Genomic DNA, 24,278 nt, shown 5'->3' on the forward strand with positions numbered 1-24,278 from the left:
ACCATAAAATACTAGAAAATACTATATAATAAAACGAATATTTTGACAAAAATTTTAAGTAAGAAATGTAGGCTATATGCGGGTTGCAGGACTTTTTTTATGCCTATTTAGGTAAACAAACTGTCAAAGACCCGTGAAAGGGAATCCAAGACATCAATTGTATGTAGCTAATAACACAGAGTTAAATTGCTTGCATTTTAATTCGGATGGTGAAAGTTTTATACGTTAGAAGAAAACAAGATAAAATTTCAGGGAGTAGTAGTCATGATTGATTATAAAGATATTTTAAATAAACCTTAATATGATTTTATAAGTAAAAATGAGTATCTTGGAAAGCGTTCAATGAAATGGGTTTTACAAAAGTGCCCTGTAATATTGACAAAATGAGGATGTGCGAATATAATATTAGCATAAGACTAGGTCAGGAAGCGTACGACGCCCTGGCCATTTTTTTTGGGAGTTACAAAGGATGAAGGAATATAAAACTTTTAATCAACAACTAACTATATTACGTAATAGGGGAATGATTGTTCCTCAAAATGGTGCTCCAAAACGTTTTCTTGAACAGGAGAATTACTACAATGTAATCAATGGATATAAGGATATATTTTTAACTAAGGATGCACAAGGTAATCCTATTAAGCCTGAAGCATATATACAAAACACTCATTTTGATGAGTTGAAAGCTTTATTTTTGTTTGATAGGGAACTTCGGTTTTTATTTATTAAGTATTTGCTGATATTTGAGAATTCATTTAAAACTGTAATTTCACATGAATTTTCACGAAAATATCCTAAAGCTAATTCATATCTGGATATTGCCAATTATAGAGATGACGATCCTAAGAGTGTTCTTAAGCAGATATCTATTTTAACGAAGACTATACATGAGAATGTAGGGGCAAAAGGTGCGATTAAGCATTATATAGAAGAACATGGATCAGTTCCGTTATGGGTTTTGGTAAATTATCTTACAATTGGTAATTTGTCATATCTATATACAGCATTAAAAAATTCAGATAAGAATTCTATTGCAAAATATTATGCGGACAAATACAACAAACAATATAAACCGGCTTTAAATTTGAAAATCAGTAGTGAAGATATGAGTTCTGTATTAAAGATTACTAATTTGATAAGGAATCAATGTGCTCATGATGAACGATTATTTAGTACTGATTATAAAAGTACACGTGTTTCAAATATAGCAAGTTATCTGGGAATCAATAATTGTAATAATCGACGCATAGTTGTTGCGATATTATACTTTAAGGTAGTTCTTAATAAGAATTATTATAGGAAGTTTGATTCTGAATTGCATGATATTTTTAAAAGGTTTAAGAGTGAGTTTCATACTGTGAGTTTTAATGATATTCTTAGTATAATGGGGATTGATTTGGATGAATTAAAAAAATTAATATAACACAATAATCTGAATCGAAAATATGAATACGTTTATAATATTATTACAACTTTAGACAGTGCAGGATAATTTATCGGTACTGATGTGGGATTTAATAATAAAATGGGAGAATTGAAACTATGATGGCCCCTACAACCTTACAGTACCGGATGTATTATTCCGTTATTTTGATGAGTATTATTCCGATATCGTTGATATTATTCCGTTAAAGCGGTATACTATATCTTATATTGGGAGGATAGTCTATGTTTTTGACAGTAAAACAGGCTTCTGAAAAATGGGGCATTTCTGATAGAAGAATCAGAGTTCTTTGTTCTGAGGGGAAAATTCCGGGTGCATACCGGGAAGGACGTGGATGGAAAATTCCTGTGGATGCAAAGAAACCTGCTGATGGTCGTTATAAGTCAAAGGAAAGCCTCTTGGCGCAAATTGACCGCAAGAAGGTAGAACTGGACAGCAGAAGACCTTTAACTGCGGGCGAGTTTGCAAGGCTCAACGAAGAATTTATTGTAGAGTACACATACAACTCCAATGCCATTGAAGGAAATACACTTACCTTGAGAGAAACGGATTTAGTTCTTCGTGGTCTTACGATTGACAGTAAACCGCTGAAAGACCATATGGAGGCGGTAGGTCATAAAGAAGCATTTGATTTTGTGAGCGAACTGGTAAAAGATAATGTTCCAATCAGTGAGGGCATCATCAAACAGATTCACTATCTCGTTCTTGCAGATAAGAGAGAAGACCGTGGTGTATACCGTAGAGTTCCGGTTCGTATTATGGGCGCACAACATGAACCCGTGCAGCCATATCTTATTAAGCCGAAGATGGAACAGTTGCTATATAATTTTGCTGCAAGCACAGAGCATATTGTGACAAAACTGGCTCGTTTTCACATCGAGTTTGAGGGCATCCATCCTTTCATTGATGGTAATGGCAGAACCGGACGACTGCTTGTAAATCTTGAGTTGATGAAATCCGGACTCCCACCTATAGATATTAAGTTTACAGATAGAATTGCCTATTATAATGCGTTTGATGAATATTATGTAAAGCACAATCTTTCGCTAATGGAAAATCTGTTTGCAGGATACATCAATGCAAGATTAGATATGTATTTAGATATGCTACAGGATTAACCGACCTGCTGCTGAATAAGTTGGTCACCTATGTATTGTAGATTTTGCTTTAAAAGAAATGTGAGGTGGTTTGATTGCGTACATACACATGGGATGAATATTACGAAAAATTCTATGATTGGGCGGAAAGCACACAGGTGCGTAATCTGTCTGCATTGACTTCACTTGGTTCTGCTGATGAAGTCGGAGAAATCATCATCGAATTGCAGGTTAATGTACCGGCAGCTAACCGTCTGCTTAGAAAGGCTGTGGAAGAAAAACTGGCCTTCTCCGGCTCTGATTTAGCAGAGTTTGCCTGTATCAACGATAAAGAATCGGTGACTGCTGCTGTGCGTAATTCTGCAGAACGATTGACCGCCGAGGATATGGAATATTTGTATGGCGAGATTGATGATGAGGTTATCATCGAAATCTGTAAGCAACGAAATATTTTGCTACCGGAAGCCTTGCGCGAAGAGGAAGAAGAGGATATCGACATCGATGATTTTATCTCGGAACCACCCGCTCCGAAAAGGGGATTCTTTGGTACTCTTGCTGCTATTTTTGCAGGAGCAAGTGCCGGAGTGTCTTCGGCTCAAGGAAGGCGGCATAATAGAAGATGCAACGGCGACTGTGCCAACTGTCCGCCTCACTATGGTTACCGATACGGTAGATGGTATTATGGACATGACCATGATCACGGCTGTGAATTTGGCGGTAATAAAGGCAGCGGCAGTATGGATTAAGGAGATGAAAAATTCACATTTTTATGATAGAGTAGGGGTATAAAAACAGGCTCTGATATACTTGGCAAATCGGAGCAAAATATAGCATTTTAGGAGGCAATTCAAATAAATATGATAAAGATACTTTTCATCTGCCACGGCAATATCTGCCGTTCGCCTATGGCAGAGTTTATAATGAAAGAAAAAGTGAAAAAGCTTGGGTTGGAGGATATATTTGATATAGCCTCAGCTGCAACAAGCTCGGAAGAGATATGGAACGGCGTGGGAAATCCTATGTTTCCGTCTGCAAAAGACGAACTTCAGAAACATGGAATAGCCTGTGCAGGTAAGAGGGCAAGGCAGATGGTAAAGTCCGACTATGAAGAATATGACTATCTTATAGGTATGGATGATGCTAATATAAGAAATATGAAAAATTTGTTCGGTGACGGAGATAAGATATTCAAACTTTTAAGTTTCGCAGGAGGCGGTGATTCGGTATCGGACCCATGGTACACCGACAGATTTGATGTTGCCTTTGAGGATATAAACAGAGGTATAGATGGATTTTTGAAGTATTTGGAGGAGAAAAATGTCATCAATTAAAAAGGTATTGATAATAAAGGTAATTGCCGCAATCTTTTGTATTGCGGTAGGAGTGGTATCATTCTTTCTGATAGCCGATAAGCTGGGGAATGTGGATTTTCATGCGGATACGATAAGTGCTCTTGACAAGAGCAGAAGTAAAGTCATGGAGCTTGCGGCTGCAGCTGTGGCATCTTCATCGGCTATTACACTTTTGCCGGGAGATGTAGGAACACCTATTGCACAGGAACTTGCGGATATGAGCAAGTATTTTCTGATTGTGCTTTGCGCAATCTATCTTGAGAAGTTCTTGCTCACCGTAACAGGCTTTGTGGCATTTAAGTATGTTATTCCTGTGGCATGTGTACTGTTCATAGTATTTATCGCTTCAAATGAAAAGATATTTGCAAAAATTGCGACTAAATTATTTTTATTCAGCCTGGTTATATCATTTACCATCCCTGTGAGTGTAAATATTGCAAGAATGATTGAGAGTAATTATGCCGCCTCGATAGAGACGACTCTTAATAATGCCAAGGAAAATACGGATACTGTTACAAAGAGTGCCGAGGAGGAGAACAAAAACAGTAACGCCATTGAGAAGATAGTAAATAATATTACAGGGAATATGAATGAACTTTTAAAGAAGTTTGAGAATACTCTCAGTTCATTTATAGAGGCTATTGCGGTACTTATTGTAACATCATGCCTTATACCTATAGGAGTACTTTTATTCTTCTTATGGCTGGTGAAGCTGGTTTTCTCAATAGATGTAAATAATTTCAGCTTTATCAGAAGAGAATAAATAAATTGTTAAAAAAATATCGTTAAAATGTTGACAATGATAATGTTAAGTTATAATATATAAGCATGTAATTTTAGTAACACTTAGGTTCTTAATAGTTAAGAACCGATGCTCAAAAAATGGAGGCTGTATATGAGATTTACATTACCAAGAGACATTTATCATGGAAAAGATTCACTTGAGGCTTTAAAGAGCTTCACAGGAAAGAAGGCTTTTGTCTGTGTAGGCGGAGGATCCATGAAAAGATTCGGATTCTTAGACAAGACCATCGCTTATTTGGAAGAAGCAGGTATGGAAGTAAGACTTTTTGAGGGAATTGAGTCAGATCCTTCTGTAGATACCGTAATGCGTGGTGCTAAGGAAATGCTTGAGTTCGGACCGGACTGGATAGTTGCTATCGGTGGAGGTTCACCTATTGATGCGGCAAAGGCTATGTGGATCAAGTATGAGTATCCTGATTGTACTTTTGAGGATATGTGTAAGGTATTCGGTATTCCTACACTTAGAAAGAAAGCAAAATTTTGTGCTATTTCTTCTACATCGGGTACAGCTACGGAAGTAACAGCTTTTTCAATTATCACAGACTATGAAAAGGGTATCAAATATCCTATAGCAGACTTTGAGATTACACCTGATGTTGCAATTGTAGATCCTGCACTTGCTCAGACAATGCCTAAGAAGCTTGTTGCTCATACAGGTATGGATGCTATGACACATGCTGTAGAGGCATATGTATCTACAGCCAACTGTGATTTTACAGATCCGCTTGCACTTCATTCAATAGAAATGATAGACAAGTACCTTGTAAAGTCATACAATGAAGATAATGATGCGAGAGATGCAATGCACAATGCGCAATGTCTTGCAGGTATGGCATTCTCAAATGCTTTGCTTGGAATAGTACATTCTATGGCACATAAGACAGGTGCCGTATTTGGAGATTTGGGCGCTCATATTATTCACGGTGCCGCAAATGCTATGTACCTTCCAAAGGTTATCGCTTTCAATGCAAAGGACAAGGAAGCTGCAAAGAGATATGTCAAGATAGCGGATGTACTCGGATTGCCGGGCAATAATGAAGAAGAGAAGATAAAAGAGCTTATCAAGTACCTTAGAGGTTTAAATGATGCTTTAAATATTCCACATTGTATCAAGAATTATGGTGCAGACTCATATCCTACAGAGAACGGATTCGTACCTGAGAATGTTTTCCTGGAGAGACTTCATGATATAGCTGTAAATGCCGTTGCCGATGCATGTACAGGATCAAATCCGAGACAGCCAAGTGTTGAAGAGATGGAGAAGCTCTTAAAATGCTGCTACTACGATACTGAGGTAGATTTCTAAAGACTTTATAGTATAAATGAACACATCAACATCTGATTTCTTTCAGATTGTTGATGTGTTTTTTTAATAAAAAAATTAAAACTCGGTATCAAATTTGCTTGAAAAATGAAATAAAAAGTTGTAATATGATATCGAGTTTCAAATTGAGATTAAATCTCAGTAATCAAATTGGAGGTGTGGTTTGAAGAAAGCTCAGTACAAAACAAGACAATTGCTTGAAATAGAGGATTTCCTGAAAAACAATGAGAATAAGCATGTCACTGTGAATGATATTATTCTCTTTTTCAAACAGCAGGGAAAGAATATCGGGAAAGCCACTGTTTACAGGCATTTGGACAGAATGGTAAGTGACGGAACAGTACATAAATATATGTTGGAAACAGGAGACAGTGCCTGTTTTGAATATGTAGAGGGTGAAGACGTTCATCCGGTATGTTTTCATTGTAAATGCGAAAAATGCGGAAAGCTTGTCCATTTGGAGTGTACTGAATTATCTTTAATCGGCGAACATTTGAGAGAAGAACACGGCTTTTCTATAGATCATGCCAGAACAGTTTTTTATGGAACTTGTAATGAATGTAGAGAATAGAGGGAGACTATGAAGAAGTATATTGGAATAGGACTAAGTATCCTTGTGGCTATTATGATGGTTTTGGGTTGTGCAAAAAAGGAAAGCACCGGCAGCAGTGAGGCTGAGAGCGGCAGCAGTGTAACGGAAAGCAGCAGTGTAGCTGAAAGTAACAGTGAGGAAACTAAGAAGCTGAGCATTGTTACTACAATTTTTCCTGCCTATGACTGGGTAAAACAGGTAGTAGGTGATAATAAGAATGTAGAGATTTCCTTCCTTATAGATAAGGGTGTGGATTTACACAGCTATCAGGCATCAGCGGCAGATATCGCAAAAATTACAGACAGTGATTTGTTTGTATATGTAGGTGGGGATTCTGACGATTGGGCTGAGGATATTATAAAAGAGAATCCTAATTTGAATTATATCAATATGGTAGACAGTATCGGTGAAGCTGCATTAGCAGAGGAACTTGTAGAGGGTATGCAGGATGAAGAAGAGCATGACAATGAGAGCGAAGAACATGCAAATGAAGAGGGCGAGCATGAAGAAGGCGAGGAAGAGATAGATGAGCATGTATGGCTTTCAATTAAGAATGCTGAAACTATAGTAAGTGCTATAGAAGCAAAGTTGGCTGAAATTGACCCTGACAATAAGGCTGAATATGAGAAAAACGCAAATGACTATTTAGCTAAGCTTGATGAACTTGATAAAGAGTATAAGGATACACTTTCAAGCATTCAAAACAAAACTATAATAGTCGGAGACAGATTCCCGTTCAGATATCTGGTAAATGAATACGGAATAAAGTATTATGCAGCATTTAAGGGCTGTGATGCGGGAAGTGAAGCATCTTTTGAGACTGTAAAGTTTTTGGCAAATAAGATGGATGAGCTTAATATGTCGGATATTTTTATAATTGACGGTTCAAAAGGAGATTTGGCAAAAACAATAGTTGACAATACCAAAGATAAAAATGCCAAAGTTTTGGTGCTTGACTCTATGCAGTCTACAAAGAGCAGTGATAATGCAAGCTATCTGGATATAATGAAGAAGAATTTGGAAGTGCTTAAAGAGGTATTATAGACTGGAGATTTATGATAAAATGTGAAAAATTGTCACTTGGATATGACGGAAAAGCCATAGTGGATAATCTTAATTTTGAAGTTTCGGACGGAGATTATCTATGCGTAATTGGGGAAAACGGTGTGGGAAAGTCTACACTTATAAAGACGCTTTTAAAACTTATAAAACCGATCTCAGGAGAGGTTATATATAATGAAAATTTGTTGCCTACGGAGATAGGATATTTATCACAGCAGCAACAATTATTAAAAGACTTTCCGGCATCGGTTTTTGAAATTGTGCTGTCAGGATGTCAGTCTAAGGTGGGAATCAGACCATTTTATAAAAAAGAAGAAAAGCAGACCGCAAAGGAGAAGATAGAAAAACTGGGACTTTTGGATCTTATGACAAGAAGCTTCAGTGAACTCTCCGGCGGTCAGCAACAAAGGGTGCTTTTAGCCAGAGCGTTGATGGCGGGACAAAGACTTATGATACTTGATGAGCCTGTTACAGGTCTTGATCCTGAGGCGAGTCAAAATATGTATGATATTATCAATGAGCTGAATAAAAGCAATATGACCATTATTATGATATCTCATGATATAAAAGTGGCACTTGAATATGCTACCAAGGTTTTATATATTGGAGAACATATATTTTTCGGTACGACTCCGGAATATAAAAAGAGCAGGGGGATGGCATGAAAGACATACATATATATTTAAGCTATCCTTTTGTAAGATATGCAATAGTAGTAGGCATACTTATAGCACTGTGCTCTTCACTGCTTGGTGTTATTCTGGTATTGAAACGATTTTCATTTATTGGAGACGGACTTTCACATGTGGCATTCGGTGCAGTTGCGGTATCTACGGTATTTAACCTTACAGACAATATGGTGCTTGTATTACCTGTGACCATAATTGCCGCAATTTTGCTTTTAAAGGGCGGAAGTAACGGAAAGATAAAGGGAGATGCATCGATAACGATGATGTCTGTCGGGGCGATGGCTTTCGGATATCTTGTTATGAATGTGTTTTCAAGCGGATCAAATCTTGCCGGAGATGTATGTACCACCCTGTTCGGCTCCACTTCAATACTTACTTTAACAAAGGAAAAAGTGATTCTTTGTGTTATACTGTCAATATTTGTAATATCTGCATTTGTACTGTTTTATAATAAAATTTTTGCAGTAACATTTGATGAGAATTTTGCGAATGCTACAGGTATAGACACACAAAAATATAATCTCTTGATAGCTATAATCATTGCAATAATTGTAGTATTGGCTATGAATTTAGTCGGGTCACTCCTTATTTCGGCACTTGTGGTATTCCCTGCATTGGCATCCATGTGTGTGTTTAAGAGTTTCCTCTCAGTGACCGTATCCTCGGCTATATTTTCAGTGGTTTGTACCGCTTTAGGACTTTTCATTTCAATACTTGGCGGTTCACCTGTGGGCGCAACTATTGTTTGCATTGATATATTTGCATTTTTTATATTTTATCTGATAGGTAAAACGGGACATTAATTAAAATCTGTGTTATAGTTTAGGTAACGGTAAAGTTTGTTACCCGAATTAGGACACGGATTTTATTTTTAGTAAGCTTTGTTATTTTTTTGTCTTGATTATGTTTTGGAATTAATGTAAAATCAAATCGAATTTGAAAATAATACGCAGTTTCGGTATGGTGCCGGGCTGCTGACTAATAGTATTTATTCAAACAGCTATAAACTGTTTGATAGAAAACGAGGTATATATGGAAAAAAGACCTGTAGTATTATGTATAATGGACGGTTTAGGACTTAGAAAAGGACATGATCACAATGCGGTGTTTGAGGCAAATACACCTAATCTGTGCAGCTTGATGAAGGAATATCCTTTTGTAGAAGGACAGGCAAGCGGGCTTTTTGTAGGCCTGCCTGACGGACAGATGGGTAACTCGGAGGTAGGCCATATGAATATGGGTGCCGGAAGAATTATATATCAGGAGCTTACAAGAATATCAAAAGCTATAGAAGACGGAGACTTCTTTGAGAACAAAGCGCTTCTTGCTGCAGTTGAGAATGCAAAAAAGAATAACAGTGCACTTCATTTGATGGGACTTGTTTCAAGCGGCGGTGTTCACAGCCATAATACACATATTTACGGATTGTTGGAGCTTGCAAAGAGAAACGGATTAAAAGAAGTTTATGTTCATGCATTCCTTGACGGTAGAGATACACCTCCTACATCGGGAAAGGAATTTGTAGCCGAGCTTGAAAAAGAGATGGCTAAAATCGGCGTTGGAAAGGTAGCTTCCGTAATGGGACGTTTCTACGCAATGGACAGAGATAACAGATGGGATAGAGTTGAAGCCGCTTATTCTATTATGACTAAGGGCGGAAACCTAAAAAAGAGTGCTACAGGAGGTATACAGGAGTCATACGACGAAGGTAAGAATGATGAGTTTGTTGTACCTTTCTCTGTAGATAACGACGGTGCAAAGACTATTAAGGATAAAGATTCGGTTATCTTTTTTAACTTCAGACCGGACAGAGCAAGAGAAATGACAAGAGTATTCTGTGTAGACGATTTTGACGGCTTTAACAGAGGAAAGAGACTTGATACCACATTTGTATGCTTCACAGATTATGATGAGAGTATCGGTAACAAGCTTGTTGCTTTTGAGAAGGAAGAGATAAAGGATACATTCGGAGAGTTCATAGCTGAGCACGGTATGAAGCAGGTAAGAATTGCCGAGACTGAGAAATATGCTCATGTCACATTCTTCTTTAACGGAGGAAAGGAAGAGCCTAATGAGGGTGAAGACAGAATTCTTGTAAACTCACCAAAGGATGTTGCTACATATGATTTGAAGCCGCAGATGAGCGCATATGAGGTATGTGATAAGCTTGTAGATGCTATAAAGAGCGGTAAGTATGATGTTATTATAATTAACTTTGCAAACCCTGACATGGTAGGTCATACAGCTGTGGAAAATGCGGCTATAAAGGCTGTTGAAACGGTTGATGAGTGTATAGGAAAGACTGTAGCGGCTATCAAGGAAGTTAACGGGGTGATGTTTATCTGTGCAGACCACGGAAACTGTGAGACTTTAGTTGATGAAGAGACAGGTGAACCGCATACAGCTCATACAACAAACCCTGTACCTTTCATTCTGGTAAATGCAGATCCTAAGTACACTCTGGCAGAGGGCGGAAGACTTTGTGATATAGTTCCTACACTTATTGAGCTTATGGGATTACAAAAACCGGCTGCAATGACAGGAAAGAGTTTGTTGGTTGAAAAATAAATAGGTTTTATTGATGCTCGAGGCTTTTGTCTTGGGCATTTTTTATAAGTTTAAGAAATGCTGATAAGATTGCATAATCATTCTCAACATTATTAAATAAACCGTAAATAATATACAAAGATAATTCATATAGCGTTAATTGACTTTGAAAAACAAATAGCGTATTATGTGTATTATTAATCTGATACAATAAGCTTGATAAAGATTAGCAAAAAAATATATAAATATTTCGTGATTATTATTGAATAAGGGAATGATTGCGATATAATACTAAGCGCGTTAATATGCAGATAACGGAGGTTATATGAGAAGTAAATTAATGAAAATGGGAGCATTGGGATTGGCTTCCGTATTGGCTACACAGAGTATCGGTGCAGGTACTGTTTTTGCACAAAGCTCAAATTTTGATTTAAGAAAAAAAGTAATAGGTCTTACGGGTATAACATTTGTAAGCGGAAATATAGACAGATATGTTACAAGAGGTGAGTTCGCAAAGATGCTTGTACAGGCTTCATCATATCGTTCCGTACTTACAAAGACAAGCAATGTATCGGTATTTAATGATGTTCCGAAAGATAATGAAAATGCTTCCGCTATAAAGATGGCGGTGGAGCAGGGATATATGACAGGATATCTCGGCGGAAACTTTAAGCCTAATGATAATGTAACATTGAATGATGCCGTAAGAGGAGTACTTACTTTACTCGGGTATCAGGCAAGTGATTTTGCAGGTGATGCAAACAATAAGAGAATGGCAAAGTACGGTTTCCTTGAGTTGAATGAGAATCTTACATCACTTACACCTACTTCAAATCTTAAGGTAAGAGATTGTATAAACCTCTTTTATAATATGTTAAAAACAAATATGAAAGACGGCGGAGCATATATTGCAACCGTATTCGGAGGTGAGTTAAACAGCGATAAGGAGGTAAATCCTTTAAAGCTTGCCGACAATTCACTTAAGGGTCCTAAGGTGGTAAAGTCTGTTAATCAATTGATACAGGCGGTTCCTTTTGACTATAAGGATGCAAATCTCTTTGTTGACGGAAGCAGCGTAGGTGCGGACAGATTCAAGAGCCTGATGGTATCATCAGATGTAGGACTTGTAATATACTATTCTGCAGCTGCAAAGACTATCTGGGCATATGATGAGAATACGGATGCTACAAACGGTAAGAAGGCGGTACATGGTACTGTTGAGAGTATATACTATGAGTCAACATCTACACTTACACCTACATCCGTGACTATAGACGGAGAAACATACAAAATTGCAAACAGCGATATGCAATTTGCATTCTCTATCTACGGAAGTATCAAGGTTAATGATGATGTTACTTTAGTCGTAGATATAAATAATTCTGAAGATGGATCTGCAAGCTACACGGTAGTTGATTATATAGCAGATTAGTGAGGGGAAAAATGAAGAAAAAATTTATTGTTATACCTGCAATTATAGCCCTTGGCGTAGGTGGATTTTTCTTTATGAAATCAAGACAGGCTACAAAGATTGATACGAGTACATTTGTATCTACAGCAATAGCATCAAAGCAGGATATCTCTTCGGAGATATCCTCTTCGGGTACTATAACACCTAAGGACACTTATAATATAACTGCGCTTGTATCGGGAGATATTATCTCGGCGAACTTTGAGGTAGGTGATATGGTCAGTAAAGACCAGGTGCTTTATCAAATAGATAAGTCAAGTCTTGAATCTGATATAAATTCCTCAAATAATTCTCTTAGTAAAGCAAACACCGGATATGCTACAGCCAACAAAGACCTTGCAAAAGCAAAGGCGGATTTTTCAGGTAATTTGTATCGCTCTACAAGAAAGGGCTATATCAAGGAGTTGAGTATTCAGGCAGGAGATAAGATAAGCGGTGGTACAAAGCTTGCTACCATATATAATGATACTGTGATGAATATCCGTATTCCTTTCCTAAGTACGGAGGCACAGAATATTCAGGCGGGAATGACAGGAACTTTGACACTTACCGAAACGGGAGAGCAGATAGAAGGAAAAGTAATTTCCGTATCAAGTATGGATCAGACAATGGACGGTGGAAGACTTGTTCGTAATGTGACATTCGAGGTAAGCAACCCGGGAGGTCTTACAGATAAGACAACTGCAAATGCTACAGTCGGAGATATCACTTCTACAGGAGACGGTACTTTTGAGGCGACAACAAATGTTGATATGAGTGCCGACCTGGCTGAAGGTGTACAGATAGAAAGTGTACTGGTGAATGTGGGAGATTATGTAGAAGTCGGAACACCTATTTTTAAGATGACTGCAGAGTCTGCAGAGAAACTTTTAAAAACATATAAGGATGCTGTAGATACCGCACAGGGAAATGTGGATGCGGCACAAAAGGGAGTTGACACTGCAAAGAAAACCTATGACGAGTATACTATTAAATCACCTATTTCCGGAAAAGTTATATCAAAGAACTATAAGGTCGGGGATAAGGTGGGCTCAGGCGGAAACAACAAGGCTACCAATATGGCTGTTATTTACGATATGAGTTCATACACATTTAAAATGAGTGTGGATGAGAAGGATATTACAAAGGTTCAAAACGGACAGAAGGTAAGAATAAAGTCGGATGCTTTTCCGGATCAGGAATATTCGGGAACGGTTACCAATGTCAGCCTTGAGAGTACAAGCCAAAACGGTGTATCAACCTATCCTGTTACAATAACACTTGATGAGACTTACAATCTTTTGCCGGGAATGAATGTGGACGGATATATTACACTTGAGTCTGCAAAGGATGCACTTACAATACCTTCAGGGGCTCTTATGAGAGGAAATAAGGTCTATGTAAAAGATACCTCGGTAACACAGAGTGCAGATGCAAGCGGTGCGGCTTCAAGTGGAGACGGCCTTATCCCTGCAGGTTTTAAAGAGGTTACAGTAACTACCGGAGTTATAAATGCAGATTTTGTACAGATTACATCAGGACTTAATGAAGGTGATGAGGTCTATGTGGACGAGAGCGCAAGTATGGATACCGGAACAGGCGGAATGGACGGCATGGGCGGAGAAGGCGCACCTGCAGAAGGAGGCGGAGCCGATACAGCCGGAGGAGACGGTGCCGGAGCGGATGCCGGCGGTGCCGATGTAGGAGCCGGAGGAGAGTAATGGAAAAACTTATCCAAATGACAGATATTCGAAAAGAATATAAAATGGGTGATGAGATTGTTTATGCCAATGACGGTGTGACTCTTGATATCGACAAGGGAGAGTTTGTTGCAATTGTGGGTAAGTCGGGATCCGGTAAATCCACTCTTATGAATATTATAGGAGCTTTGGATGTGCCTACATCAGGCAAATATCTTCTGGGCGGAAAAGATGTCGGAAAGCTTAGTGACAATCAACTTGCCGATATCAGAAATAAGATGATAGGATTTGTTTTTCAGCAATACAATCTTCTGCCCAGAATGAATCTTTTGGAAAACGTGGAATTGCCGCTTTTGTACGCACATGTTTCAAATCATGAAAGAGAAAAGAGGGCAATGGAAGCACTTGAAAAGGTGGGACTTGCCGAAAAAGCAAAGCAGATGCCAAATCAGCTTTCAGGAGGACAGCAGCAAAGAGTGAGTATTGCAAGAGCTCTGGCTGCAAATCCTTCACTGATTTTGGCGGATGAGCCTACAGGTGCCCTGGACTCAAAGACCAGCCGTCAGGTTTTGGATTTTTTCAAGAAAATTCATGAAGAGGGAAATACGGTTATTATGATTACACATGATAATTCTATTGCGATAGAAGCAAAGAGAGTTATTCGAATAGCTGACGGTAAAATAAATTTTGATGGAAGTAGTGAAGAGTATGCTGCAGTCATTTAAACTGGCAATAAAGAGTATTATTGCTAATAAAATGAGATCATTTTTGACAATGCTCGGACTTATCATAGGTGTATCTGCTGTCGTTATACTGGTCAGTGTAATGATGGGATATATGAACAATATGGTAAAGTCCTTTATGGACATGGGAGCCAATACTATCAGTGTCAATTTGGTCAATATGCCTGCAAGACAGGCGTCGGTAGATCAGATGTATGACTTCTTCAATGAACATAGAGATATTTTTTCCGAGATGACACCACAGGTCAGTGTCAGCGGAACAATAAAGGTGGGAAGTGAAAAAACTACCACTACTACAGTTTCCGGAGTAAGTGAATACTATGGTAAATTGAAGAATTACAAACTTGAAAAGGGAAGATTCCTATCATATGCGGATATGGTATCCAGACAAAAGGTTGTTGTAATCGGATACTATGTTGCAAGTAAGCTTTTCGGTTCGCCGAAAGCGGCTATCGGTGAGACTATAAAGATAAACGGTTCGGCATTTACTGTCGTGGGTGTGGTACAAAGACAGGATAAAACACAGTTGTCTGCAAGGGGCAGTGATGATTTTGCATTTATGCCTTATTCCACAGCAGGACAGTTAAACGGAACTTCAGTACCTGATTATTATATTTTTGCTACTGTAAATACTCAGGTAAGCAATCAGGCGGTGGAGCTTTTAAAGGATTTTCTAAAAACTATCTATACTCAAAAAGAAACATATTTTGTTCAGTCTATGAGTCAGATGCTTGGAGAAATCAATGTGCAGCTTGCACTTATGAGTACAATTATAGGAGCTATTGCCGGTATTTCACTTCTTGTTGCGGGTGTGGGAGTTATGAATATCATGTTGGTATCGGTTACCGAGAGAACGAGAGAAATCGGTATCAGAAAAGCACTTGGAGCCAGAAAGGGTGTTATACTGCAACAGTTTGTTATAGAAGCCCTGGTTACAAGTACACTGGGAGGTTCGCTTGGAATCATACTTGGCTGTATTGCCAGCCCTACTATAGGCAGATTTATGAATATTTCATCACCTGCCAACTTAAATGCGGTTATAATTTCATTCAGCGTATCCGTAGCAATCGGACTCATATTCGGATATATGCCGGCTATGAGAGCGGCAAGCTTAAATCCGATAGATGCGCTTAGAAGTGAGTAAAATTTTTATTGGCTTATTAATTGATATAGTATATACTGGAAGAATGAAGAAATTTTTTTATACATTTGGGATATGTCTTTATCCGATACTTATTTATACGGCCATTCAGTCTTCTTTGGGAATGTTCCTTGCAGTCGTGTTCGGCTTATTTGAAGGAGCTCGCGATTTTTATGCGATTATGGATGTTTTAAAGGAAAACGCACTTGTTATTACTGCGATATGTGCAGTGGTTGCTTCTGTAGTTCTAAGTCTCTTTTTCCATATTGATATTAAGAACGGCAGAATTGAAAAGCGCGGTCAAATTAAAGCAATGGATTTTATTATGGCCATTGTAGGCGGTGCAGGTGTTTCAATTGCATTAAATATCGTTATAGCATTGACAAATATGGCAGGTAAGGATACGACGTTTGTGGAAGTCAGTGATATGATTACAAGTAATCCGCTTTTTGTCACCATAATATGTGCCGGAATATTGATACCGATAGTTGAGGAAATATTATTCAGAGGTTTGATTTTTAACAGAATTAAATGTCAATATAATTTCTTGGCAGGTTTACTTATATCATCTTTGTTATTCGGTATTTACCATGGAAATATAGTTCAGGGTATATATGCTACGCTTTTAGGTATCTTCCTCGGATTTGCATATCACAAAACAAAGAGTATTTTAATTCCTATCTTCATACATATGGGCGGAAATACTTTTGTTTCAATTTATGGCAAGCTGGGTGAGAATGAAGAAAATATAGGAATTTTAGTGGTAACTGTGGCAATCAGTATAATATTTGCTTTAATAGGTACAATATATTTTATAAACAGAAAGGTTGAGCAATGAAAGTTTTGAGTATAGCGGTGCCATGCTTTAATTCAGCGGCATATATGAGAAAGTGTATTGATTCTTTGCTTGTAGGTAAGGAAGATGTAGAGATATTGATAGTAAATGACGGTTCTGCTAAGGACAATACGGCTGAAATAGCGGATGAGTATGAGAAAAAATATCCTACTATATGTAAAGCAATCCACAAGGAAAACGGCGGACATGGTGATGCTGTAATGTTTGGACTTAGAGCCGCTACAGGCGAGTTTTTTAAAGTAGTGGATTCGGATGATTATCTGGATGAAAAGTCATTTTTGGAAGTACTCAATAAGCTTAAAGAGTTTATAAGAGATAAGGAAAATATTGATATGCTTCTTTGCAACTTTGTATATGATAAGGACGGTGCAAAGAGGAAAAAGGTAATGACCTATAAGAGAAACTTGCCTATAAATAAGAAGTTTGAATGGGAGGATATTAAGCCTTTCCACACAGGACAGTATATTCTTATGCATTCTGTAATATACAAAAGAGAGCTTCTTATAGAGAATAAACTTGACCTTCCGAAGCACACATTCTATGTGGACAATATCTTTGTATATCAGCCTTTGAAGGCGGTAAAGGATATTTACTATATGGATGTAAATCTTTACAGATACTATATCGGAAGAGAGGATCAATCTGTAAATGAGCAGGTAATGATCGGAAGAATAGATCAGCAGATAAGAGTAACTAAGATTATGCTTGATTCATTTAATCCTTATGATGTTGCAAATAAAAAGCTTAGAAAGTATCTTATAAGCTATCTTGAGATAATGATGGTAATATCTTCAATACTTGCTATTCGCTCAAAGAGCGAGGAAAATATGCAAAAGAAGAAAGAACTTTGGGATTATCTGAAGGATCACAATCCAAGACTTTATAAGAGGATAAGATACGGTCTCCTGGGACAGACTATGAACCTTCCCGGAAAAGTGGGAAAAGGTATTGCCGTAGCCGGATATAAGATTGCAAATAAGTTGTATGGATTTAACTAAATAGAAGAACCTGCATCCGGATTAGTGATTTAAAATTCGGATGCATTTTTTTGTATTTTTTTAGAGAAAAAATTAAAATAATGCTTGACATTAGGAGCATTATTTTATATACTTACATAGCGTTAAACGTGACGGGATCTTAGCTCAGCTGGGAGAGCATCTGCCTTACAAGCAGAGGGTCACAGGTTCGAGCCCTGTAGGTCCCATTTTTCATGTAAAGCATGAATATAATCATATGGCGACATAGCTCAGTTGGCTAGAGCATACGGTTCATACCCGTAGTGTCGAGAGTTCGAATCTCCCTGTCGCTATTTACTTATGTCTGACTTCGGTCAGACTTTTTTATTTGTTTTGATGTCAAGTGTTGTGGGCTTGATTTTTGAGGGCACAGAAAAAAACAGTCCCGAACTCACAACCGGGAGTTGGGGACTGTTTTATATTAAAATAAATTATTAAAACTCAAAATATCTCATTACATTATTATATGAAATATTCTCTACAAGTTCCTTTAAAGCCTTCTCATCATTCGGATACTGACCGCTTTCGACCCATTCACCTATAAGCTGGCAGAGTATTCTTCTGAAGTACTCATGTCTTGTATATGAAAGGAATGAACGTGAGTCTGTAAGCATACCGTTGAAGTTTCCTAAGCAACCAAGTGCGGCCAAAGACTTCATCTGAGCTCTCATGCCTTCGTAGTGATCGTTGAACCACCATGCAGAACCCTGCTGAACTTTTCCTGCGATACTTGAATCCTGGAAGCATCCGATTATTGTACCGATAGCGGCATCATCATTCGGATTAAGTGAATAAAGTATTGTCTTTGGAAGTTCACCTGTTACATTTAAAGCATTAAGGAAGTCTGCCAGCTGATCTGCAGGAGCATATCCGCTTATAGCATCAAATCCTGTATCAGGGCCGAGCTTATTGAACATTGCCGTGTTGTTGTTTCTCTTACAACCGAAGTGAAGCTGCATTACCCAGTTTAATCTGTGATATTCTTTTCCGAGTGCCAGTAAGAGTGCAGTTTTAAACTTGTACTGCTCTGTAAGACTTACATCCTCGCCTGCAAGTCTTTTCTTTAATATAGCATCAACTTCGTTCTCACTTGCAGGAGCATAGTATACAAAGTCAACACCGTGATCTGATACGGAGCAACCGTTGCTGTGGAAAAACTCCAATCTTTTCTTTAACGCTTCCTTAAGAGATGCAAAGTCTTTTACAGACACACCGCTTACCTCGGATAGCTTTGCAATATATTCCGCAAAATCAGGCTTTTCAATATTTGTATCCTTATCAGGTCTCCATGCCGGAAGTACTTTAAATCCAAGGTCTTTGATTTCTTTAAGTTTGATATGCCATTCAAGAGAATCTATAGGATCGTCTGTAGTACATATAACTTTAACATTTGAATTTCTTATAATATTTCTTACACTTAATTCATCTGTAGCAAGTTTTTCTTTTGTGAGATTCCAAACTTCATCCGCACTTTCAGGGCTTAGATGTCCGTTGAATCCGAAATACTTTTGAAGTTCAAGATGTGACCAATGATAAAGCGGATTGCCTATAAGCTTCGGCAATGTAGCGGCCCATGCATCAAACTTTTCTCTGTCCGATGATTCACTGCCTGTTATAAGCTTTTCATCCACACCGTTTGATCTTATCTGACGCCACTTGTAATGATCGCCTCCAAGCCATACCTGAGTGATATTATCAAATTTTTTATCCTCATAAATCTCCTGTGGATTTATATGACAGTGATAATCAACTATCGGCATCTTCTCAGCATAGTCATGATAAAGATGTTTTGCTGTTTGTGTATCAAGTAAGAAATCCTGATCCATAAAATTCTTCATGTTAACCTCCTTAGCCAAACGGCTGTATAAAGTAAAATTTATAAATAACTACATTTTCAGTAGTCATATGCATATTAAGTTTGAGAGTATCAATGTTCCGATTTAAAAGTATCTCTTTCTATAATAGACGGCTCAAGTATACAAATGTTTTCAGGGGATTGTCCGTCAAATACCTCCAAAAGAGTTTTTACACTGTGACTGCACAAATCAAAAAGCCTTGAGTCAACAGTGGTAAGCTCCGGATATGATATTTTTGAAAAAATTGAATTGTCATATCCTATTATTGAAAGTTCATCAGGAACCGAAATACTGTTTTGTTTTGCAAACTTTAATGCTGTCATCGCAAGAAAATCATCAGAGGCAATTATACCGTCCGGGGAAAAAAAATCTTTGGTAAACTTTTCAAGTGAGAGATAAATGCTCTCTATATCATTTTCCTCACATAAAAGAGTGGCATAGTTTTCACTTTTGATTTTCAGCTCTTTACATCCCGATATAAAGCCGTCCAGTTTTCTTTTGGCTGATTGAGATGTGGAATTGTAAAGAAAGAGCAAATTTCTTTTGCCGGTATTATATAACATATTTGCACTTATTTTTGTAGCATTATAATCATCATAATAAGAACAATATACATTCTCACCTTCTAAAAATCCGTTTATTAAAAATATCGGCAAAGATTTTGCTGTAATTTTTATCAGATTTTTATTATCTTTAGCGGATATATATTTTGAGCCTATCATAATAACGGCATCCACACTTTTTGAGATAAGTATATTTATATATTTTTTGAGATTCTTTGTATCATAGCCGCTGCAACATAAAAGCGAGTCATAGCCGTTTTCCCTGAGCATTTTCTCAAAATAGGACAGAGCTCTTGCGACGTAGAGATCTGAAGGGTCCGAACATAGTATGCCTATGGTCTTCATAGTGTTCAGCCCAAGCCCTCTGGCAAATACATTCGGAGTATAGCCAAGCTCCTCCATAATATCATGAACTTTTTTTCTGGTCTTTTCGCTTACCTTCGGGCTGTCATTGATAACTCTTGATACTGTAGCTATGGAGACATTTGCCCTGTTTGCAATATCATAAATATTCATAATTCACCGGTAATATAAAAAAATATAAGCTTTATAAATTCATTCGTTACAATCTACATCTATCTTGACAAGGAATAAAAATCCCATGTATAATGCGATTGTAAACGCTTACATTTATTATAAACTCAATATGAGTATTTGGCAAGGAGATAAAGGAAATGGATTATATCAAAATCAATGATTTGGATAATGTATGTGTGGCATTGAATGCATTGCCAAAGGGAGAAAGAATCACAATCGGAAGCGAAAGTGTAGAGACAAACAGTGAAATTCCCGCCGGACATAAGGTGGCACTTAAGGATATAAAAGCCGGTGAGGATGTTATAAAGTACGGAAACAGAATCGGAATTGCAAAAGAGGATATAAAAGCCGGTGACTGGATACATACTCATAATATAAAAACAGCACTTGGTGATTTACTTGAATATAAATATATTCCAAAGGTTAAAGAGATAAAAGAAACCGCTCATGAAACCTTCCTTGGATTTAAGAGAAAAAACGGCAAGGTGGGAGTAAGAAATGAAATATGGATTATTCCTACAGTAGGCTGTGTCAACAATGTCGCACAGGCAATCGAAAGAAGAGCAAAGTCTCTTATAAAGGGAAGCGTGGAGGATGTAATAGCTTTTGTACATCCATATGGCTGCTCACAGATGGGTGACGATCAGGAAAACACCAGAAATATACTTGCGGATATGATAAATCATCCTAATGCAGGAGGTGTACTTGTACTGGGTCTTGGCTGTGAGAATTCAAATATTCCTTTGCTTAAAGACTACCTCGGTGATATAGATGAAAACAGAGTAAAGTTTTTGGTATCTCAGGAAGTTGAAGATGAGATAGAAACCGGACTTTCCCTTATAGAAGAGCTTATAAACAATATAGCCGATGAAAAGAGAGAAGAAATAGATGCAAGCGAACTTATAATCGGGATGAAATGCGGAGGATCTGACGGGCTTTCCGGAATAACAGCAAATCCGATAGTCGGAGAGTTTTCGGATATTCTTATATCGAAGGGAGGAAGCACAATACTTACTGAAGTACCGGAGATGTTCGGAGCGGAAACTCTTTTGATGGAAAGATGTAAGGATGTGGAGACATTTGAAAAGACGGTAGCTCTTATAAATGATTTTAAAATGTATTTTAAAAATCATAATCAGACAATCTATGAGAATCCGTCACCGGGAAATAAGGCAGGAGGTATATCCACTCTGGAAGATAAGTCTTTGGGCTGTACACAGAAGTCCGGAAGTGCTAAAGTGGTAGATGTACTTGATTATGGAGATACCGTAAAAACAAAGGGACTTAATCTGCTTTCATCACCTGGAAACGATCTTGTTGCCGCTACGGCGCTTGCAATGAGCGGAGCTCATATAGTGCTCTTTACCACAGGAAGGGGAACACCTTTTGCCTCACCTGTTCCGACATTAAAGATTGCTACCAACTCAAGACTTGCAAAAGGCAAGGGAAATTGGATAGATTTTAATGCCGGAAGAATGGTTGAGGATAAAACAAAGGAAGAGCTTGCAAACGAGCTTTTTAAACTTGTGTTGGATGTGGCAAGCGGAAAGAAAGTAAAGTCTGAAATTGCGGGATTCCATGATTTTGCAATCTTTAAGCAGGGAGTAACTCTTTAGTCAACTACCCATCACCTAAAGGTAATGGGCTTGTAACTGCCCAGTCGTAGTAACGGCTTACGTCTCCGACCTTTAGGCCCCAATAGATATTGCTATCTAAAGTGGCGTTACATCGTAGGGTGGTTGACAACACCATTTACAACAAAGATTTACTCTGCTGTAACTATACTAGGTACTTGGCTATCGGTTAGATAGTTGATTCCCATACGGTATAGATTCATAGCTCCAATGCGGTCATCGTTTGATTTATATCCACAGTTTTTACAAGCAAACAAATGTATTTTCTTGTTACGATTGGCTTTTTCAATATGTCCGCAAACAGGGCAGCATTGACTCGTATAACGAGGGTCTACTTTTAATACGAGAGACCGGTTCTGTTTTGCTTTGTAAATTAGCTTTTGCTCTAAATCATAGAACGACCATGATACAGATACATAACGGTCTTTTGTTCGTACACGTTCAGTAACAGAACGAACTCCACTTAAATCTTCTAAGACGAAGAGAGTATACTTTGGATTAGACTCCACGAGTGCCTTCGATACCTGATGATTGACATCCTGCATCCAACGGTTTTCTCGTGAACCAATCGCTTTTCAATAATTAGAGGTAATATTATTGATAATAAATATAATCGTCATAACAGGCGCAAATACAGTTTAAAAGTACATATCGTATTAGTGACAAAATATCGTAAACAGCTACCGGGAAGCAACATTGCTGACGATGTAAAACAAAAGATATTCGATATTTGTAAATCTCATAATTGGGAAACAATTGCTATGGAAACTGACAAAGACCATATACATTTTCTAGTCAGTTATGACACTACCGATAAGATCTGTGATATCGTAAAAACCATCAAGCAAGAAACAACTCATTGTTTATGGGTTAAATATAACAGTTTTCTTTCCAAATAGTATTGGAAGAAACACATCTTTTGGTCTGATGGTTATTTTGCTTGTAGTATTGGGGAAGTATCGTCATCTACAGTTCAAAAGTACATCAAAAGCCAAGGGTAATGGTTAAAAAATTACAAGACTCCTCCCACCACCCAAGAGTAGTGGGTTTCCGTCTATGACAACCGAAAGGATTTTATTTATGAAAATAAATCGGACCACTGAAAGAAGTATACAAATAATGCAGCTTATAGCTAAATCCGGAGAAGGTCTTGAAATGGATGAGATTTGTGAGAAGCTATCCATTCCGAGAACCAGTTGCTATGACATACTGGTTACATTGGTTCATATGGGAATGCTTGAAACAATCGACGGAGTTAAAAGAATTTATAAAATAGGTATAAATGCTTACAGAATAGGTATGAGCTATACCAATAACAGAAATATTTCCGAAATTATAGCCCCTGCACTGAAGGAGCTTTCAAAGGAATTGCAAAAGACCTGCTTTTTCGGTGTGATGGAAGGTAATAAAATAGTATATATATCAAAGTGTGAGCCGGAAAATCCTATAATAACCACGGCGACTATAGGTACCAAGAATCCTGTATACAATACTTCTCTTGGAAAAGCCATACTCTCTACTATGAGTGAAGACAAAATAAGAAGTATAGCAAAGGAAATTGACTTTAAACCTGTAACAAGATTCACTCTTACAGATGCGGATGCTCTTGTAAAGAATATTGAAATATCAAAAGCAAGAGGATTTGCACTGGATGAGAGAGAACTTGAGGAGCATATGGAATGTGTCGGTGTACCGATATTTGACGAAAAAAGAGAGTGTATAGGAGCTATCTCGGCTTCAAGCCTTTACAGAAAAGATGAGGACTATATTGCGCTTGGAGAGATATTAAAAAAGCGTGGATTGGAAATATCAAAATCTTTAGGTTTTATGCCTTGACAATGATAAAAAAGTTAATTACAATCAAGATATCG

At 37.7% G+C, this 24,278-nt stretch carries 21 protein-coding genes, 2 tRNA genes and 2 pseudogenes; 22 read left to right on the forward strand and 3 right to left on the reverse strand.

What is annotated here, in order from left to right; genetic code table 11:
* The first annotated feature begins 469 nt into the window (after positions 1-469).
* The 19 genes from SBH76_RS04290 (at position 470) to SBH76_RS04380 (ending at position 18,110) form a co-directional block, all read left to right on the forward strand.
* Positions 470-1,423, forward strand: coding sequence for an Abi family protein (locus SBH76_RS04290; protein ID WP_317976912.1), 954 nt, complete (start codon positions 470-472; stop codon positions 1,421-1,423).
* A gap of 245 nt (positions 1,424-1,668) precedes the next feature.
* Positions 1,669-2,562 carry a Fic family protein gene (locus SBH76_RS04295; RefSeq protein WP_317976913.1) on the forward strand — a complete coding sequence of 298 codons (894 nt, stop codon included), beginning with the start codon at positions 1,669-1,671 and terminating at the stop codon, positions 2,560-2,562.
* A 74-nt stretch (positions 2,563-2,636) separates the two neighbouring features.
* Positions 2,637-3,287 (forward strand): hypothetical protein, encoded by a 651-nt coding sequence (locus tag SBH76_RS04300; protein ID WP_317976914.1) that lies wholly within the window; start codon positions 2,637-2,639, stop codon positions 3,285-3,287.
* Between the two features lie 111 nt (positions 3,288-3,398).
* Positions 3,399-3,872: a low molecular weight protein-tyrosine-phosphatase gene (locus SBH76_RS04305; protein WP_317976915.1), complete on the forward strand. Its 474-nt coding sequence runs from the start codon at positions 3,399-3,401 to the stop codon at positions 3,870-3,872.
* Positions 3,859-4,656, forward strand: a complete 798-nt coding sequence (locus SBH76_RS04310; RefSeq protein WP_317976916.1) for a beta-carotene 15,15'-monooxygenase — start codon at positions 3,859-3,861, stop codon at positions 4,654-4,656. The genes SBH76_RS04305 and SBH76_RS04310 overlap by 14 nt, the downstream gene beginning before the upstream one ends.
* A 132-nt stretch (positions 4,657-4,788) precedes the next feature.
* The gene (locus SBH76_RS04315) at positions 4,789-6,003 is read left to right on the forward strand and encodes an iron-containing alcohol dehydrogenase (protein WP_317976918.1); all 1,215 of its coding nucleotides are present in this window, start codon (positions 4,789-4,791) and stop codon (positions 6,001-6,003) included.
* A gap of 181 nt (positions 6,004-6,184) precedes the next feature.
* Positions 6,185-6,592: a Fur family transcriptional regulator gene (locus tag SBH76_RS04320; protein ID WP_009663827.1), complete on the forward strand. Its 408-nt coding sequence runs from the start codon at positions 6,185-6,187 to the stop codon at positions 6,590-6,592.
* Positions 6,593-6,601: 9 nt separating this feature from the next.
* Complete coding sequence (locus SBH76_RS04325; protein WP_317976919.1) at positions 6,602-7,657, forward strand: metal ABC transporter substrate-binding protein; 1,056 nt, start codon at positions 6,602-6,604, stop codon at positions 7,655-7,657.
* 11 nt (positions 7,658-7,668) lie between these two features.
* Positions 7,669-8,340 carry a metal ABC transporter ATP-binding protein gene (locus tag SBH76_RS04330; protein ID WP_007595861.1) on the forward strand — a complete coding sequence of 224 codons (672 nt, stop codon included), beginning with the start codon at positions 7,669-7,671 and terminating at the stop codon, positions 8,338-8,340.
* The gene (locus tag SBH76_RS04335) at positions 8,337-9,167 is read left to right on the forward strand and encodes a metal ABC transporter permease (RefSeq protein WP_009663819.1); all 831 of its coding nucleotides are present in this window, start codon (positions 8,337-8,339) and stop codon (positions 9,165-9,167) included. The genes SBH76_RS04330 and SBH76_RS04335 overlap by 4 nt, the downstream gene beginning before the upstream one ends.
* A gap of 229 nt (positions 9,168-9,396) precedes the next feature.
* On the forward strand, positions 9,397-10,932 hold the full coding sequence (gene gpmI, locus SBH76_RS04340) for a 2,3-bisphosphoglycerate-independent phosphoglycerate mutase (RefSeq protein ID WP_314097568.1): 1,536 nt from the start codon (positions 9,397-9,399) through the stop codon (positions 10,930-10,932).
* A gap of 304 nt (positions 10,933-11,236) precedes the next feature.
* A complete protein-coding gene (locus tag SBH76_RS04345) occupies positions 11,237-12,343 on the forward strand; it encodes an S-layer homology domain-containing protein (RefSeq protein WP_317976920.1) in 1,107 nt (368 codons plus the stop codon).
* Positions 12,344-12,354: 11 nt separating this feature from the next.
* Positions 12,355-14,082 (forward strand): beta-barrel domain-containing protein, encoded by a 1,728-nt coding sequence (locus SBH76_RS04350; protein WP_317976921.1) that lies wholly within the window; start codon positions 12,355-12,357, stop codon positions 14,080-14,082.
* A complete protein-coding gene (locus tag SBH76_RS04355) occupies positions 14,082-14,786 on the forward strand; it encodes an ABC transporter ATP-binding protein (protein WP_009663814.1) in 705 nt (234 codons plus the stop codon). Before SBH76_RS04350 ends, SBH76_RS04355 begins: the two co-directional genes overlap by 1 nt.
* A complete protein-coding gene (locus SBH76_RS04360) occupies positions 14,770-15,948 on the forward strand; it encodes an ABC transporter permease (protein ID WP_317977020.1) in 1,179 nt (392 codons plus the stop codon). Before SBH76_RS04355 ends, SBH76_RS04360 begins: the two co-directional genes overlap by 17 nt.
* Positions 15,949-15,991: 43 nt before the next feature.
* Positions 15,992-16,783 carry a CPBP family intramembrane glutamic endopeptidase gene (locus tag SBH76_RS04365; protein WP_317976922.1) on the forward strand — a complete coding sequence of 264 codons (792 nt, stop codon included), beginning with the start codon at positions 15,992-15,994 and terminating at the stop codon, positions 16,781-16,783.
* Positions 16,780-17,799 (forward strand): glycosyltransferase family 2 protein, encoded by a 1,020-nt coding sequence (locus SBH76_RS04370; protein ID WP_009663823.1) that lies wholly within the window; start codon positions 16,780-16,782, stop codon positions 17,797-17,799. Before SBH76_RS04365 ends, SBH76_RS04370 begins: the two co-directional genes overlap by 4 nt.
* Positions 17,800-17,932: 133 nt before the next feature.
* Positions 17,933-18,005: transfer RNA gene (locus SBH76_RS04375), tRNA-Val, on the forward strand.
* Between the two features lie 31 nt (positions 18,006-18,036).
* Positions 18,037-18,110 (forward strand) — tRNA-Met (locus SBH76_RS04380).
* 141 nt (positions 18,111-18,251) lie between these two features.
* Here the strand turns inward: SBH76_RS04380 and uxaC are convergent.
* Positions 18,252-19,655, reverse strand: coding sequence for a glucuronate isomerase (uxaC, locus tag SBH76_RS04385; protein WP_317976923.1), 1,404 nt, complete (start codon positions 19,653-19,655; stop codon positions 18,252-18,254).
* Between the two features lie 89 nt (positions 19,656-19,744).
* Positions 19,745-20,752, reverse strand: coding sequence for a LacI family DNA-binding transcriptional regulator (locus SBH76_RS04390; RefSeq protein WP_317976924.1), 1,008 nt, complete (start codon positions 20,750-20,752; stop codon positions 19,745-19,747).
* Positions 20,753-20,910: 158 nt separating this feature from the next.
* On the opposite strand from SBH76_RS04390, the gene SBH76_RS04395 reads away from it, so the two are divergent.
* Positions 20,911-22,389, forward strand: coding sequence for a UxaA family hydrolase (locus SBH76_RS04395; RefSeq protein WP_317976925.1), 1,479 nt, complete (start codon positions 20,911-20,913; stop codon positions 22,387-22,389).
* 149 nt (positions 22,390-22,538) lie between these two features.
* Here SBH76_RS04395 and SBH76_RS13830 read toward each other — a convergent pair.
* A pseudogene (locus SBH76_RS13830) lies at positions 22,539-22,982 on the reverse strand (RNA-guided endonuclease TnpB family protein); the annotation flags it as partial.
* 21 nt (positions 22,983-23,003) lie between these two features.
* On the opposite strand from SBH76_RS13830, the pseudogene tnpA reads away from it, so the two are divergent.
* Positions 23,004-23,408 (forward strand): annotated as a pseudogene (gene tnpA, locus SBH76_RS13835) (IS200/IS605 family transposase).
* 79 nt (positions 23,409-23,487) lie between these two features.
* Positions 23,488-24,243, forward strand: a complete 756-nt coding sequence (locus SBH76_RS04410) for an IclR family transcriptional regulator (protein ID WP_034211778.1) — start codon at positions 23,488-23,490, stop codon at positions 24,241-24,243.
* Positions 24,244-24,278 lie beyond the last annotated feature (35 nt).

It is taken from the genome of Lachnoanaerobaculum sanguinis (assembly GCF_033242365.1).
Classification (GTDB): domain Bacteria; phylum Bacillota; class Clostridia; order Lachnospirales; family Lachnospiraceae; genus Lachnoanaerobaculum; species Lachnoanaerobaculum sanguinis.